General features: G+C 70.1%; 14 protein-coding genes. 7 read left to right on the plus strand and 7 right to left on the minus strand.

Going from position 1 to position 14,924, the window contains the following annotated elements:
- Positions 1-3 precede the first annotated feature (3 nt).
- Entirely contained in the window at positions 4-1,197 is a 1,194-nt protein-coding gene (gene zigA, locus AC57B8_RS05520; protein ID WP_496478906.1) for a zinc metallochaperone GTPase ZigA, read from the minus strand.
- Between the two features lie 113 nt (positions 1,198-1,310).
- Between zigA and AC57B8_RS05525 the strand changes: the two genes are divergently transcribed.
- The gene (locus AC57B8_RS05525) at positions 1,311-1,727 is read left to right on the plus strand and encodes a hypothetical protein (protein WP_496478907.1); all 417 of its coding nucleotides are present in this window, start codon (positions 1,311-1,313) and stop codon (positions 1,725-1,727) included.
- 25 nt (positions 1,728-1,752) lie between these two features.
- Positions 1,753-2,331 carry a GNAT family N-acetyltransferase gene (locus AC57B8_RS05530; RefSeq protein WP_496478908.1) on the plus strand — a complete coding sequence of 193 codons (579 nt, stop codon included), beginning with the start codon at positions 1,753-1,755 and terminating at the stop codon, positions 2,329-2,331.
- Positions 2,332-2,337: 6 nt separating this feature from the next.
- Here AC57B8_RS05530 and AC57B8_RS05535 read toward each other — a convergent pair whose 3' ends face one another.
- Both AC57B8_RS05535 and AC57B8_RS05540 read right to left on the minus strand, forming a co-directional pair.
- Entirely contained in the window at positions 2,338-3,249 is a 912-nt protein-coding gene (locus tag AC57B8_RS05535; RefSeq protein WP_496478909.1) for an SDR family NAD(P)-dependent oxidoreductase, read from the minus strand.
- Positions 3,250-3,313: 64 nt separating this feature from the next.
- Positions 3,314-4,186 carry a helix-turn-helix domain-containing protein gene (locus AC57B8_RS05540; RefSeq protein ID WP_496478910.1) on the minus strand — a complete coding sequence of 291 codons (873 nt, stop codon included), beginning with the start codon at positions 4,184-4,186 and terminating at the stop codon, positions 3,314-3,316.
- A gap of 91 nt (positions 4,187-4,277) precedes the next feature.
- Here AC57B8_RS05540 and AC57B8_RS05545 point away from each other — a divergent pair, with 91 nt between their 5' ends.
- A complete protein-coding gene (locus tag AC57B8_RS05545) occupies positions 4,278-4,937 on the plus strand; it encodes a glutathione S-transferase (protein ID WP_496478911.1) in 660 nt (219 codons plus the stop codon).
- On the opposite strand, the gene AC57B8_RS05550 is transcribed toward AC57B8_RS05545, so the two are convergent.
- Together AC57B8_RS05550 and AC57B8_RS05555 are read right to left on the minus strand one after the other, a co-directional pair.
- Positions 4,938-7,331 (minus strand): PepSY domain-containing protein, encoded by a 2,394-nt coding sequence (locus AC57B8_RS05550; protein WP_496478912.1) that lies wholly within the window; start codon positions 7,329-7,331, stop codon positions 4,938-4,940.
- Positions 7,332-7,386: 55 nt separating this feature from the next.
- On the minus strand, positions 7,387-9,507 hold the full coding sequence (locus AC57B8_RS05555) for a TonB-dependent siderophore receptor (protein WP_496478913.1): 2,121 nt from the start codon (positions 9,505-9,507) through the stop codon (positions 7,387-7,389).
- A 220-nt stretch (positions 9,508-9,727) separates the two neighbouring features.
- Here AC57B8_RS05555 and AC57B8_RS05560 point away from each other — a divergent pair, with 220 nt between their 5' ends.
- Together AC57B8_RS05560 and AC57B8_RS05565 are read left to right on the plus strand one after the other, a co-directional pair.
- Positions 9,728-10,045 (plus strand): hypothetical protein, encoded by a 318-nt coding sequence (locus AC57B8_RS05560; protein WP_496478914.1) that lies wholly within the window; start codon positions 9,728-9,730, stop codon positions 10,043-10,045.
- A gap of 139 nt (positions 10,046-10,184) precedes the next feature.
- Complete coding sequence (locus tag AC57B8_RS05565; RefSeq protein ID WP_157755147.1) at positions 10,185-10,550, plus strand: hypothetical protein; 366 nt, start codon at positions 10,185-10,187, stop codon at positions 10,548-10,550.
- A 15-nt stretch (positions 10,551-10,565) separates the two neighbouring features.
- Here AC57B8_RS05565 and AC57B8_RS05570 read toward each other — a convergent pair whose 3' ends face one another.
- On the minus strand, positions 10,566-11,468 hold the full coding sequence (locus tag AC57B8_RS05570) for a LysR substrate-binding domain-containing protein (protein WP_159275969.1): 903 nt from the start codon (positions 11,466-11,468) through the stop codon (positions 10,566-10,568).
- 128 nt (positions 11,469-11,596) lie between these two features.
- Here AC57B8_RS05570 and AC57B8_RS05575 point away from each other — a divergent pair, with 128 nt between their 5' ends.
- Together AC57B8_RS05575 and AC57B8_RS05580 are read left to right on the plus strand one after the other, a co-directional pair.
- The gene (locus AC57B8_RS05575) at positions 11,597-12,928 is read left to right on the plus strand and encodes an MFS transporter (protein ID WP_496478915.1); all 1,332 of its coding nucleotides are present in this window, start codon (positions 11,597-11,599) and stop codon (positions 12,926-12,928) included.
- A 46-nt stretch (positions 12,929-12,974) separates the two neighbouring features.
- Complete coding sequence (locus tag AC57B8_RS05580) at positions 12,975-14,078, plus strand: M14 family metallopeptidase (protein WP_496478916.1); 1,104 nt, start codon at positions 12,975-12,977, stop codon at positions 14,076-14,078.
- A 16-nt stretch (positions 14,079-14,094) separates the two neighbouring features.
- Here AC57B8_RS05580 and AC57B8_RS05585 read toward each other — a convergent pair whose 3' ends face one another.
- Positions 14,095-14,892 (minus strand): enoyl-CoA hydratase/isomerase family protein, encoded by a 798-nt coding sequence (locus AC57B8_RS05585; protein ID WP_496478917.1) that lies wholly within the window; start codon positions 14,890-14,892, stop codon positions 14,095-14,097.
- Positions 14,893-14,924 lie beyond the last annotated feature (32 nt).

Raw genomic sequence — 14,924 nt, forward strand, 5'->3', positions numbered from 1 at the left:
CCTTTACACGTTCCACGACGGAAACGGATCGGGCAGGTTCTGCCACCACGAGGGGCCGAAGCGCATCTCGTTGGGCGTGAGCAGGCAGGCATCGAGCCGTGCGCGCAGCGCGGCCTCATCCATGCCGATGCCGATCAGCACCAGCTCCTGGCGCGCGTCGCCGGTGGCGTCGTCCCAGTTCTTGCGGATCAGTTCGAGCCCGTCGGGGTCGGTCGGCCAGTGTTCGCGCGGCACGGCCGCCCACCACAGGCCCGCCACGCCGTAGCGGCAGGCACCGCCGGCCTGTGACCACGCACCCGCGCGGGTCGGCCGGCTCGCGAGCCAGAAGAAGCCCTTGGAGCGCACCACGCCCTCCCACTCGCTCTGCACCAGGTCCCAGAAGCGCTGCGGATGGAACGGCAGGCGCGAGCGGTAGACGAAGCTGCGGATGCCGTAGGCCTCGCTCTCGGGCACATGCTCGCCGCGCAGCTCGGCCAGCCAGCCCGGCGCCTGCTCGGCCTGCTCGAAATCGAACAGGCCCGTGTCGAGCACGCGGTCGAGCGCGACGCGGCCGAACTCCGATTCCTCGATGCGCGCACGCGGGTTGAGGCTGCGCAAGATCGCCATCAGCCGCTCGCGTTCTTCGGCCGTCACGAGGTCGGTCTTGTTGACCACGAGCACGTCGCAAAACTCGATCTGCTCGATCAGCAGGTCGACCACCGTGCGCGTGTCTTCGTCGCCGAGCGACTGGCCGCGCTGGCCCAGGCTGTCGGACGAGCCGTAGTCGCGCAGGAAGTTGAAGGCATCGACCACCGTGACCATGGTGTCCAGCCGCGCCACGTCGGCCAGGCTCTGGCCGTCTTCGCCCGCGAAGGTGAAGGTCTCGGCCACGGGCAGCGGCTCGGAAATGCCGGTCGATTCGATCACGAGCTGATCGAAGCGCCCTTCCTTCGCGAGCCGTTTCACCTCGATCAGCAGGTCTTCACGCAGCGTGCAGCAGATGCAGCCGTTGCTCATCTCGATGAGCTTCTCGTCGGTGCGCGACAGCGCGGCACCGCCTTCGCGCACCAGCGCGGCGTCGATGTTGACCTCGCTCATGTCGTTGACGATCACCGCCACGCGGCGGCCCTCGCGGTTGTGCAGGATGTGGTTGAGCAGCGTGGTCTTGCCGGCGCCCAGGAAGCCGGACAGCACGGTGACGGGAAGGCGATCGGCCATGAGGGACTCGTTCTTCAAATGCAATGGAGTTGCATTATATGGATTGTCGCAACTAGGTTGCATTTATATCGCCATACACATCACGACCGCACACTCGCTTTACCATCCAACGCATGACCGACTTTTCCGCCTTTGTCGCCCCGCCGCCCTCCGACGCGCCGCAGGCCGCCGTCGTCGAGGCCGCATCGGCCTGCCTCGACCGTTTCACGGCGGCCTTCAACGCCTCGGACACGCGCGGCATGGACGCCGAGCTGCACTTTCCGCACACGATGCTCTCGGGCGCGCGGCGGCTCGACTGGCCCGTGCCCGGCCAGCACCCGGTTGATTTCTTCGACACGCTCAAGGCCGGCGGCTGGGCCTCCACGCAGTACGAAAAGAAGGAGCCCGTGCTCGTGAGCCATGACAAGGTGCACTTCGTCGTGCACTACACGCGGCGCGATGCGGCCGGCGCGGTGCTCAGCACGCACGCCAACCTCTGGATCGTCGTGCAGGCCGAGGGGCGCTGGGGCATCGCGCTGCGCTCGTACTGATCTTCAAAGACAAGGACCGTTTCCCATGTCCCTTTCCGCACTGCAACTCGTCTGGCCCTCGCCGGAGCATTTACCCGGCTACATCGCTGCGTTGGAGCGCGGCTGGTCGCCCAACAACCTGCGGGCCGAAGCCGGCCGCGAAGAGCTGGCGCTGATCCGCACCGACCCCGAAGGCTTTCTCGCCGGCCAGGTTGATCGCGAAGCCAAGGGCCCGCCCATCGCGCTGCCCACCGGCGGCACCGTGCCGCGGCTGCCGGGCTATCGGCGCTGGCTCTGGGACGGCGAGTTCTGCGGCAGCATCCAGTTGCGCTGGCAGCCGGGCACCAACGACTTGCCTTCGTACTGCCTCGGCCACATCGGCTACGGCGTGGTGCCATGGAAAAGCGGCCGGGGCTACGCCACCGCCGCGCTGCGCGCGCTGCTGCCCGATGCACGCGCCATCGGCCTGGACCACGTCGAGATCACGACCAGCCCCGACAACCTCGCGTCACAGCGCGTGATCCGCGCCAACGGCGGCGTGCTGGTCGAAGAGTTCATCACCGAGCCCGGACTCGGCGGCGCGCCCGAGCTGCGCTTTCGCATCGACGTGCGCGAACTGTCGTAGCTCGGCCTACATCTCGAACGGCTCGACCTGCCGCCCGTCGATGTCGGTGAAGCCGTAGGCACGCGCGAGGTCACCCACGCGCAGCACCTGGCCTGTCTTGTCGAGCACCTGCGCATCGCCCGCCAGCGCGGCCACGGCGCGGCCCAGGTAGCGCGGCGATTCGGTGCGCGCCAGCGCGGGGCGCTCCTGCCAATGCGCTTCGTCGGTCTTGTGGCCCGCGAGCACGAACTCGGTGCGCATCCAGCCCGGCGACACGGCCACCGAGGCCACGCCGTGCGGCTGCAGCTCCTGCGCGATGCCGAAGGCCAGCCGCGTCATCGATGCCTTGGCGAGGTCGTAGAACAGGTTGCCGCGCAGGTAGTGGCCGCGGTCCCAGAAGGTGGTGGTGACGATCAGGCCCTGCTTGCGGCGCACCATGCCCGGCGCGGCGCAGCGGCTGGCCACGAGGTGGTTGCGCACGCCGCGGTCGAACATCGAATCCCAGTTGGACAGCGGGTGCTCCCAGAACGGCGCCTCGAAGACACCCGTGAAGGTTTCGTGGCCGCCCCAGGCGTTGTTCACGAGCAGGTCGAGCCGGCCCTGCTCGCGTTCGACGCGCGCGAACAGCGCCGCCACTTCGTCTTCCTTCGTGTGGTCGCAGGCCACGGCGATGCCGCGCCCGCCGAGCCGCGTGACCTCGTCGGCGGTGTCGTCGATGGTGCCCGGCAAGGCGGCCAGCTCGGACAAGGCGAGCAGCTGCCCGTAGGTGTCGGCCGGCCGTGCGCGGGTGCTGCGCCCGGTCACGTACACGGTGGCGCCGGCCGCGCCCAGTTCCTGCGCGATGCCACGGCCCGCGCCGCGGCTGGCGCCGGTCACCACGGCCACGCGGCCCCCCAGCGGACGGTGCGCGGCGTCGGGGATGGGGTGGTCTGCTGTCATTTTTCATTGCTCCTTCGTTCGGTGAGGGTCCTTGGGCAGGACGAGCCGCCACGATAGGTCGACCTCAACGCGCCGTCTTGGAAGAAACCGAAACCCTGCGCCCGAGGAACTCGGTGGGCGTCACGCCGCACAGGGCGCGGAACTCGTTGACGAGGTGCGACTGGTCGTAGAACCCGTGGTCCAGCGCCATGTCGGCCCAGGCCGGCACGCTGTGCAAGCGCAGTGCGCGCAGGCAGGCATGCAGCCGCGCGAGCCGGCCCCAGGCGCGCGGCGACAGCCCGACGTGCGCATGAAAGATCTGCTGCAGCCGGCGCTCGCCCACGCCGACGGCCTGTGCCACCTCGCGCAAGGCCTGGCGCCCGTCGGCAGCGGCGATGAGCCGTGCGGCGTGCATGGCAGCGGCCGGTGGCGTGCCGTCGCCGGCTTTCTGCAGGCGCTTCATCAGGGCCTGCTGCAGCAGATCGGCGCGTGCGACATCGCCGCGCGCTTCGGCCATGCGTGCGAGCAGCGTCGTGCCCTCCCCGCCCCAGAGGTCGTCGAGGTGCACCGCGCGGCCCGCGATCTCGCCGGCCGGCACGCCGAGCAGCGCCGCCGCCGCACCGGGCCGCAGCGCCACCGACAGGCCCTCCACCGTGTCGCGCATCCGCACCACAGCCGGTGCGGCGAAAGCGCCGATGGCTTCGACCGCCTGCCCCGGCGCGTCGTCGGCCGAGGGCGCGTCACCGAAGTTGAAGACCAGCCGGATCGCGCCGTCGGGCAACACGCGCTCGCGCACCTCGTGGCCGGGGGCAAAGGTCTCGCGGTACATCAGCAGGTGCGAGACATGCGACTGCAGGGCCGGCGCAACCGGCAGCACCTGCAGCGTGTCGTCGGGCACATCCGATTCCGGCCCGTGCAGCGGGTCATCGTGGAGCCGGAGGAAAAGACGTTCGCCCATGGCGGTCGATTGTGAGGAAAAACCCGCCGCCGCGCGACCCGGCCCGATGGTTCGACAATCGGCCGGCTCCCGCTGCTCATCTTTCGTTCGCATGCCCGACTCCGCCCTCCCCGTGCTCTATTCGTTCCGCCGTTGCCCGTATGCGATGCGGGCCCGGCTCGCGCTGGTGGCGAGCGGGCAGCACTGCGCGCTGCGCGAGATCGAGCTGAAACGCAAACCCGCCGAGATGCTCGCGGCCTCGCCCAAGGGCACGGTGCCCGTGCTGGTGCTCGACGGCGGCGCGGCGGTGCTGGAACAGAGCTTGGACGTGATGCTGTGGGCGCTGCGCCGCCACGATCCGCTGCGCTGGTTGACGCCGGAGCGCGGCACGCTCGACGACCTGCTCGCACTGATCGCCGCCTGCGACAACGGCTTCAAGCCGCTGCTCGACCGCTACAAGTACCCGGCGCGTTACCCCGCGTCGGAAGGCTCGGCGCGCGACGAGGGCGCGCGCTTCCTGCAAGGGCTCGAAGACAGGCTCGCGATGTCGGCGCAGCTGGCCGGCGCGCACGCCACGCTGGTCGACGCGGCGCTGATGCCTTTCGTGCGCCAGTTCGCGATGGTCGATGCGACCTGGTTCGACGCTCAGCCCTGGCCGCGCCTGCAGGCCTGGCTCGCGGGCTGGACCGCGTCGGAGTTGTTCACGCGCATCATGGCCAAGTACACGCCGTGGCAGACGGGCGAACCGGGCGTGAGCTTTCCGCCCGTTTGATCAGTAGACGTCGCGGCGGTAGCGGCCTTCGGCGATGAGCGCGTCCATGCCGCTCTCGCCCAGCACCTCGGTGAGCGCCGCATCCACGCCCGGCGCCATGCCTTCGAGGCTGCCGCAGACGAAGACGATCGCGCCCTCTTCGTCCACCCACTGCTTCAACGCTTCGGCGGCCTCGCGCAGGCAGTCCTGCACGTACACGCGCTGCGCCTGGTCACGCGAGTAGACGAAATCGGCGCGCGCCACGAGGCCGCCGGCCTGCCATGCCGCGACCTCGTCCGCGCCGAAGCCGTCGTTCACCGCCTGCCGCTCGCCGAACACCAGCCAGTTGCGGCCGTGCCCTCGGCGCGCACGCTCGCGCAGCAGCGCGCGCAGGCCCGCAAAGCCCGAGCCGTTGCCGATGAAGATGCAGGGCCGCGCATCGTCGGGCAGCGCGAAGCCGGGGTTGGCAACGAGGCGCAGCGCGAGTTCTGTGCCCATCGGCGCGCCGACCGTGAGCCAGCCCGAGGCCACGCCCAAGCCGTTGTCGTGCCGCGCCTGCCGCACCAGCAGCTGGACGGCGCCGTCGGACGGAATCGACGCGACCGAATAGCTGCGCGGCGCGGGCGCCGGAGTGCCGTCGTCGTGCATCTGGCGCGGCACGATCTCGACCAGTGCGCCGGGCACCCAGTCCATCGCGCCGCCACTGACGCGTCGCAGCTCGATCTCGAACAGCGGATCGCCCTGGCTGCCCGCATTGAGCAGGCGCCGGCCGTCGAGCCGCCAGGCTTCGAAAGCCGGCGCGGTCGACACGGGCCACGCGGCATCGCGCACCCCGAAGGTCTCGCGCAGCGCATCGTGCCAACGCGCGAGCGCTGCCGGGTCTTCGCCGTCCACCTCGATCATGGGGAACAGCGGCTGCGCGCCCTGGTTGTGCAGGTCGTGGTCGAGCTTGCGGCCGAAGCCGCAGAAGGTCGCGTAGTGGCGATCGCCGAGCGCGAGCAGGCCGTAGCGCAGATGGCGCAAGCCCGGGCCGCCTTGCCGCGCGAACGCACGAGCGAAGGCCCGCGCGCTGTCGGGCGGCTCACCCTCGCCGAAGCTGCTCGCCACCCACAGCACCTGCCGGAAATGCAGCAGCGCGTCAGCGCTCAGTGACGACACGGGCCGCACCACCGCCGCGACACCGGCCGCCTGCAACGCGCTGGCCGTCTGCAGCGCGAGGCGCTCGGCATGGCCGGTCTGGCTCGCGAAGGCGACCAGCACCTGCCCCGCATCGCCCGCCGGGGCGGGCACGGCGACCGCATCGAGCCGCGCACGCTCGGCGCGCACGGCCTTCGCGGTGCGGCGGCGGCCGAGGTACATCATCCAGCCGCTGATCGCGAACAGCGCCAGCCCCAGGCTCGTGAGCATCATCACGATGCGCCCCGGCAGGCCCCAGTAGGTGCCCATGTGCAGCGGGTAGATGCTGTTCACGAAGCGGCCCAGGGGCGGCTTGTCGGCATAGCGTTCGTGGCGCAGCGTCTCGCCGGTCGCGGCCTGCAGGTACAGGCGGTTGCGCGCGCGCTCATGCTCGGGGTGCGTGCGCAGGTAGACGGCCTCCACCTGCGCCCCGTTGCGCGCCGGCAACCGCAGCGTCACCTGGGTCCAGTCGCCGCCCGTGGTGTCGACGAAGGCCTGCCAGACGCGCGCCAGGTCGAGCGTCACCGGGGCATCGGTCGGCGCGCGTTCGGCACGCGCCATGCGGCCTTCGCCGACCGCACCGTCGACCGCCTTGCGCAAGCCGTCGAAGGCCCAGTACATGCCGGTGGTGGTCGACACCACGTAGGCCAGCAGCGCGACGGTGCCGACCACCGCATGCAGGTTCCACAGGAAGGCACGGCCGCGCAGCGCGAAGTCGATGCGCAACCACTGGCGCCACGCGAAGGGCCGGCGCGGCCAGCGCAGGTACAGGCCCGACAGCGCGAGCAGCAGCAACAGGCCGGCCAGCGAGCCGGTGAGGGGCTTGCCGTCGTCGCGCGGCAGCAGCAGCCAGCGGTGCAGCTCCTCGACGAACTCGAAGAAGTGCTCGCCCACCGGATCGGGCAGCAGCGCGCCGGTGGCGGGATCGGCGAAGCGCGTCTCGCCGCGCCGCTCACCGGGCGGCGGCGCGAACCCGATGCGCGCAGCGCGCCCGGGCTCGGTCGACACGGCGACGGTCGCTATGCGCCGCCCGGGCATCTCGGCCTGCACGCCCGCGACGAGCGCGGGCGGTGCCAATGCGGGTGCGGCCGAGGCCGCGGGGATCGGGTTCAGCAGGTCGGTGATCTCGGCGCGGAACGACAGCGTCGCCCCGCTCAGGCCGATGACGACCAGCACGCTGCCCGCCGTGATGCCGATGAACCAATGGATCTGGAACCAGACGCGACGCAGCAAAGCCATGAAAAACAGAAGAAAACGAGAAACAGGAAGCCCCGCCAAGGCGGGGCGCGCGGGTTCAGAGATCGATCTTGACCAGAGCCTTGATCGTACGCGGCGTGCCGACCGCCAGCCGGGTGCCGGCCGCCGACCAGTAGCGCTTGTCGCCCACGTTGTCGACGTTCAGCTGGAAGGTGGTGCGCCTGCCCATGAGCTGCGCCACGTAGCGCGCGCCCAGGCCGAAGACCGTCGCGCCGCCGATGAAGCCCTGGTTCAGGTCGTCGACGGGACGCCGCCCCGTGAAGTACGCGCCGCCGTTGACCGACAGCCCCGGCACCGCCGCGATGTCGTACGAGAGGAAGGCGCTCGCCGTTGTGCGCGCCGTGTTCTCGGGCCGCTTGCCGTCGTACTGTGCGTTGATGCGGCGGAATTCGGCGTCGAGCCACTGGCCCGAGAGCTGCCACGCCAGCGCAGGCGTGAGCCGCCCCTGCGCCGACACCTCGAGGCCGCGGTAGCGCTGGCGCCCGCTGGCCACGAACGTGTTGGCGCTGTCGGTGTAGGCGCCGGGCCGTTCGATGTCGAACAGCGCGCCCGACAGCAGCGTGCCGCCGCCGGTCAGCCAGCGCAGGCCGATTTCCTTTTGCCGGCTCACGCCCGGCGGCATGCGCGTGTTCTGGTTGGCGGTGCCGGCCGGCGCGACCTCGCCCTCTTCCACGCCCTGCGAGTACGACACATAGGCCATGAGGTCGGGCGTGAACTTGTAGCTCAGCGCCGCCAGCGGCGTGGTCTTGCGCACGCTGTAGTCGAGGGCCGGCAGCGTGGCGCTCGCGCCCTGCCAGCTCTGATAACGCGTGTGGCGCAGGCCGGCCACCAGCTGCCACTGCGGCGAGAAGGTGATGCGGTCGAGCGCGTACAGGCCCAGCTCCTCGCTGTCCTGCGCGCCCGAGGTGGGCCGCGACGGCATCGCGCTCAGCGCCAGCGCGCCGATGGGCACGGGGCTGTACAGGTTCTGCAGCGTGGTCGCGCCGCCGTAGTTGCGCTGGAACACGGGCGCCTGCGTCTTGTCGCTGCGTGCCGCGCCGAGCGTCAGCTCGTGCTGCAGCGCGCCGGTGGCGAAGGTGCAGAACAACTCGGCGCGCAGCAGGTCGGAACGCTGCTCGAGGTGCTGCACGTTGCCCGTGAGACGGCCCAGGCCGGTGCGCACGTTGTAGGTGCCGAACTGCGCCAGGCGCCGGTCGCGCTCGGCCTCGGAATGGCCGGCCTCCACGCTGAGCGCCCAGTGGTCGCTCAAGGCGTAGTCGGCGCGCAGCTGCGTGTTGGTGACCTCGGCCTCGAACACGGCCCAGGGCGGCGCGATCAGCTTGTGCGGATCGGGCAGCGCCGGCAGCGCGATGACGCCGTTCACCGCCGCAAGCCGCGCGATGCCGGCCTGCTCGGTGATGCGCTTGCGGTAGTGCTCGATGTCGGCCTTCAGCGTGAGCCGCCGGTTCACGCGCCAGTCGAGCGCGGCCGAGATGAACTTGCGGTCACCGTCCACGCCGTCGATGGTCGAGCCCAGCTGGCCGCCCGCCGCGTTCAGCCGCAACCCGAACTGGTCGTTCTCGCCGAACTGGCGACCGATGTCGACCTGCCCCTGCAGCCCGCCCTGGTTGTCGACGCTCATCCCGAGCGAGGTGACGGGCGTGCGGCCCGCGCGCTTGGTGACGAAGTTGATCACCCCGGCCGGCGTGGTGAAGCCGTAGTACAGCGCCGAGGCGCCCTTGAGCACCTCGACGCGCTCCTTGTTCTCCATCGGAATTTCCGACACGTTGGGAATCGCAAGCGCGCCGTTGAGGCGGTAGTTGGTGCGGTTCTCCACGGCAATGCCGCGAATGACGAGCTGGTCGAAGGTGTCGCCGCCGTTTTGCTGGCGCGTCACGCCGGCCGTGTTGCGCAGCACGTCGTACACGCCCGCCGCGCCCTGCAGCTCGATCACCTCGCGCGTCACGGTGTTGACCGTGGCCGGCACGTCCATCACGGACGCGCCCCGGAGCGTGCCCGCCTCGACCGTCTCGGCCAGGAAGCCGTTGGCGCGCGAGGCCTCGACGTTGACGGTGCCCAGCTCGCCCGCCCGCGTGTCGGAAGTGGCGGACGCAGGCACGGATTGCGCCTGCGCTGCCTGCACGGCGGCAAGCGCAAGGCTCACACAAACTCTCTTCATTCAGATCCCTTGGATGTTCTTGGCGGCGCGCCTCCCGGCGGCCTGGTGACGCTTCCGGCGTGCGGAAGCGGGAGGGATTATGAATGAGAGGAGTTCTCATTTGACAACAGTTGCCGGACCCTGCCGATAGGATCGGACGCCAGAGCGTTCGATGTCGAAACGCCATCAAGGAGGAATTCATGACTGCCAGTGAAACATCGACCAGGCGGGAGGCCCTGCGATGAAGACGGCCGGACGCCTGGCGCTCGGCGTGCTCGCCTGGGTCACCGTGGTCCCGCTGCTGGGACTTCTGTGCATGTGGCTGGGCCCGTCGGCCCTTGACTCGCCCGACGCCTCGCGCGTCACCATGTATGCAGTCCAGGCCATCAACCTCGGCGCAGCCGCGCTGCTCTACTGGTATGCCGTGCCGAGCGTGCCGCACTGGGGCCGGCGCGTGGCCTATTTCGTCGCCTTCGTGGTGCTGATGGTGGTCGCCAGCGCCCTCGCGGCCTTCGGCGTCAAACTGCTTTTCGTGGCGCTGGTGTTGTTCTGGCGTTGAGCTGGGGCCAGGGAAGCTTGGCCCGGCGGCTTGACGGGAATGAGCGGAAGCCTCATTTGAGAACAGTGTTTTGGCGCTCGCGCCCCTAGCATCGCCTCCAGAGCGTTCCATTTCGAAACGCCAATCAGGGAGGAAATTCATGACTGCCAACGAGCATTCGGCGCCGAAATCCATGCTGTACGAAGGCCACCCAATGAAAACAGCGGGCCGCCTCGCACTTGGCGTGCTCGCTTGGGCGGCCTCGATCCCGCTGACGGGATTCCTCGGTATCTGGCTGTACCAGTCGGTCCTTTTTCCTCCCGAGATCGCGATCTTCTTCGTCCGTCTATTCGCGGGAGTGCTGATCCTCGCGGCCGCGCTGATCTATTGGCGTTGCGTACCGAGCGCGCCGGATTGGGGGCGACGCATGATCTACCTCGTCGGCTTCGCGCTGCTACTGACAGGCGTCGGCTACCTGGCCGCCTACGCCGGCATCGCTCTCGTGGTGCTGCTGCTCTGGAGTTGAGCCGCCCCGCCTCCGCTACACCTTCATCGCCGCCGCCGACGCCCGCTGAATGCACTCGATGAAGTGCTGCGCCGCCGGCGTCGACGGCTGCCCGCGCCGGCGCACCACGCACACGTTCAGCACCGGCAGCGTCTCGCGCACGTCGACGCGCCGGATGCCGTGGCGCTTGAAGCTGAGCCCTGCCAGCGGCTCGACGAAGAGGCCGATCAAATCCATGTGGCCCACCAGCGCGAGCGCCACGGTGACCGAGTGGCCCTGCAGCACGCGCGTGGGCGGCGGCAACCCGAGCGGGGTGAACAGCGGCGCCACGGCGTTGGTTCCGCCATGGTCGTCGCCCGGCAGGACCCATTCGGCGGCATAGAGGTCGTTCAGCGAGCGCGCATTGCGCAGCGGATGGCGCTCGCGCAGGCCGACCACCAGCTGCACCGGGAACAGCTCCAGCGCCTCGAACTGCGGATCGAGCGTGCCGGGCACGATGTGCGCCACCGCGAAGTCGAGATACCCGTCGCGCAGCCGCGCGAGCATCCACGGCAGCACGGCCTCGCTGAACTGCACGTCGACCGCGGGCAGGCGGGTGTGGAAGTCCTTGAAGGCGGCGGGCAGCACGGTGAGCGCGAACGAGGCGCTCACGGCCAGCGAGACCGAGCCGGTGGCGCCGTCGCGGATCTGCGCGATTTCGTCGCGCGCGCGTTCCATGTCGGCCAACAGCAGCCGCGCACGCGGCGCGAAGGCCAGGCCGAACTGGGTGAGCCGCACGCCTTTCACACTGCGCTCCACCAACGGCGCGCCGACCTCGCGCTCCAGCTCGCGCACGATCTTGGTCACGGCCGGCTGCGAAATGCCGAGCACGCGCGCGGCGGCGCGGATGCTGAGCTGCTCGACCACGGCCACGAAGGCATGCAACTGATTGGGTTTCATCTTTGGAGTGACAACCAAAAGTTATCGTTGACGCCCAATTATTGTCTTTTCATGACAGCGGCGAGTCTCTAGCATCCGCCGCGGTTCGGGCCCACGCGGCCTGCGCCCCCGATACACACAGGAGACACATGAACACCCTCGCTTCCCAGCCCTCGCCCACATCGCCCTCGTCGCCGGCCCGCCGGCGCCAGACCATCGTGGCCACCACCATCGGCAACGGACTGGAATTCTTCGACTTCACGGTCTACGGCTTTCTCGCGCTGGTGATCGGCAAGCTGTTCTTCCCCACCTTCAGTTCCTACGGCCAGCTGCTGCTGACGGTGGCGAGCTTCGGCGTCGGCTTCATCATGCGGCCGCTGGGCGGCATCGTGATCGGCGCGTACGCCGACCGCGCGGGCCGCAAGAAGGCCATGACGCTCACGATCTTCCTGATGGCGCTGGGCTGCGCGCTGATCGCCTTCACGCCGACCTACGCGAGCATCGGCGTCGCGGCGCCGATCGTGATCGTGCTGGCGCGCCTGATCCAGGGCTTCTCGGCCGGCGGCGAGGTGGGCGCATCCACCACGCTGCTGGTGGAGCACGCCACGCCGGCCAACCGCGGCTACATGGCGAGCTGGCAGTTCGCGAGCCAGGGCCTGGGCGTGCTGATGGGTGCCGTGGTGGTCGGCGTGCTGACCGTCTCGCTGTCCGCCGAGGCCATGCAGAGCTGGGGCTGGCGCGTACCCTTCGTGCTCGGCATGCTGATCGCGCCGGTGGGCATGTACATCCGCCGCCACCTCGAAGAGTCGCTGCACATCACGCCCGAAGACGCGAAGGCGCCGCGCGAGAGCAGCCTGAAGATCGTCTGCACGCAGCACGGCAGGACGGTGCTGGCCGCCATCCTCGCGCTGGTGGGCGGCACCACGGCGGCCTACGTGGTCACCTTCTACATGCCGACCTACGCAGTGCGCGAGCTCGGCCTCACGCCCTCGGTGGCGCTGTTCGGTGCGGCGCTCACGGGCCTGCTGTCGTTCGCGCTCGCGCCCTTCGTGGGCAAGTGGTCGGACATCGTGGGCCGCAAGACGCTCATCCTCTGGAGCCGCATCGTGATGGCGATCCTGATCTACCCGGGTTTTCTGTGGCTCAACGCCTCGCCCACGCCCGTGGTGCTGTTCACCGTGCTCGGCGTGCTGAGCATCGGCCTGGTGGTGCAGACGGTGCCGGGCATCACGATGCTGCCGGAGATGTTTCCCAAGCGCGTGCGCGCCAGCGGCATGTCGCTGGTCTACAGCGTCGGCGTGGCGCTGTTCGGCGGCTTTGCGCCCTTCGTCAGCACCTGGCTGGTCAACGCCACCGGCAGCAAGCTGGCGCCGGCCTGGTACCTGGTGGGGATGACGCTGGTGTCGCTGCTGGGCCTGCTCTGGCTGCGCGACCACACGGGCCGCGACATCGATGCGGCCCACGCCCACGCGCCGGCCTGATACCGTCTTCCTCCTTCCCGCCTTCATGCACAGGAATCTTCCCGCCATGTCCCAGCCTGCCACCGCCGCCACCCGCCATTTCTCGGGCACGTACGTCGAAGCCCGCGCCAAGTTCCTCGAGGCCGCCGCGGCGCGCGGCGCCACCGTCGAGTCGTTCGTGCACCCGACGCACCGCGGCGCGCTCGGCGAAGAACTCGCCACCGACGTCGCGCTGATCGGCGCGGCCGACGCGAAAAAGGTGCTGCTCGTCACCTCGGGCACGCACGGCCCCGAGGGCTTCTGCGGCTCGGGCGCGCAGGTGGCCACGCTGAACGACGCCGACCTGCTGGCGCGCCTCGAGCGCGCGGGCGTCACGCTGCTGCTGGTGCATGCGGTGAACCCGCACGGCTTCTCGCACCTGCACCGCACCAACGAAGACAACATCGACCTGAACCGCAACCACATCGACTTCAGCGCGCCGCTGCCGGTGAATGCCGAGTACGCCGACGTGGAGCCGCTGGTGCTGCCCGCCAGCTGGCCGCCGACGCCGGCCGACGACGCGGCCGTGGCCGCCTACATCGCCACGCACGGCATGACCGCCTTCCGCGCGGCCGTGACGCGCGGGCAGTACACCTCGCCCGACGGCCTGTTTTACGGCGGCACCGCGCCGTCGTGGAGCAACCGCACCATCCGCGCCATCCTGCGCGGCTATGCGGCCTCGGCCACGCACCTGGGCTGGATCGACGTGCACACGGGCCTGGGCCCCTACGGCCACGGCGAAAAGATCTACCCGGGCCGCAACACGCCCGAAGACCTCGCGCTGGCCCACGCCTGGTGGGGCGCCGACGTGTTCGCGCCCTTCGCGGGCGACTCGGCCTCGGCCGACGTGTCGGGACCGGTGATCTCGACCGCGTACGACGAATGCCCGAACGCGCGCGTCGCGCCCATGGGCCTCGAATTCGGCACGCTGCCCGACCTGGAAGTGCTCGACCGCCTGCGCGCCGACACCTGGCTGCGCCGCCACCCCGAGGCGCCCGAAGCGCAGAAGCGAGAGATCCGCCGCCGCCTGCGCGACGCGTTCTACTGCGACAACGACGAGTGGAAGGGCATGGTGCTGGGGCAGACGCGCGTCGTGCTGCTGCAGACCTTGCAGGGGCTGAGCAAGGCCTGATCCGGCGGAGGTCGGCTCAGCCGAAGTTCGGCGCGCGCTTCTCGCGCAGCGAGGCCACGCCCTCGCGCACGTCGGCGCCCGCGAAGCCCATGAACTCCAGCGCCAGCGAGGCGTCGAAGGTCGGCCCCGCCTGGCGCAGCCAGTTGTTCAGCGCGTACTTGGTGAAGCGGATCGCGCTCTGGCTGCCGGCCGCGAGGCGGTCGGCGATCTCGTAGGCGCGCGGCAGCAGGTCGGCCTCGTCCACGGCGAGCGACACCAGGCCGATGCGCTCGGCCTCCTCGCCGCTCACCGGCTCGCACAGCAGCAGGTGGTACTTGGCCTTGGCCATGCCGCACAAGAGCGGCCACACGATGGCCGCATGGTCGCCCGCCGCCACGCCCAGGCGGGTGTGACCGTCGACGATCTTCGCGTTCTTGCTTGCAATGGAAATGTCGGCCAGCAGCCCCGCCACCAGCCCCGCGCCCACGGCCGGGCCGTGCATGGCGCTCACGATGGGCTTGTCGCAGTTGATAAGGTTGTAGACCAGGTCGCGCGCTTCCTTCCACACGCGCTGGCGCACGGTGTCGTCGGTGGTCATGTCCTGCACCATGCCCAGGTCGCCGCCGCCCGAGAAGCCCATGCCCTCGCCGCGCAGCACGGCGCAGCGCACCGTGTCGTCGGCCGCCACGTCGCGCCAGATCTCGGCCAGCTCGCGGTGGCCGTCATGGCCGGCCGTGGGCAGCTTGCCGTTGGCGGCGCGCATCTGGATGTCGAGCACCGCGCCGTTCGTGCCGCGGCGCGTGAGGGCGAGGGTCTGGTAGCGGGTGTAGTCCATGCGTGTGTCTCCGCCCCGCACGCACGGCCATG

The organism is Variovorax sp. BGA-UO-ETr-C22 (assembly GCF_059567965.1).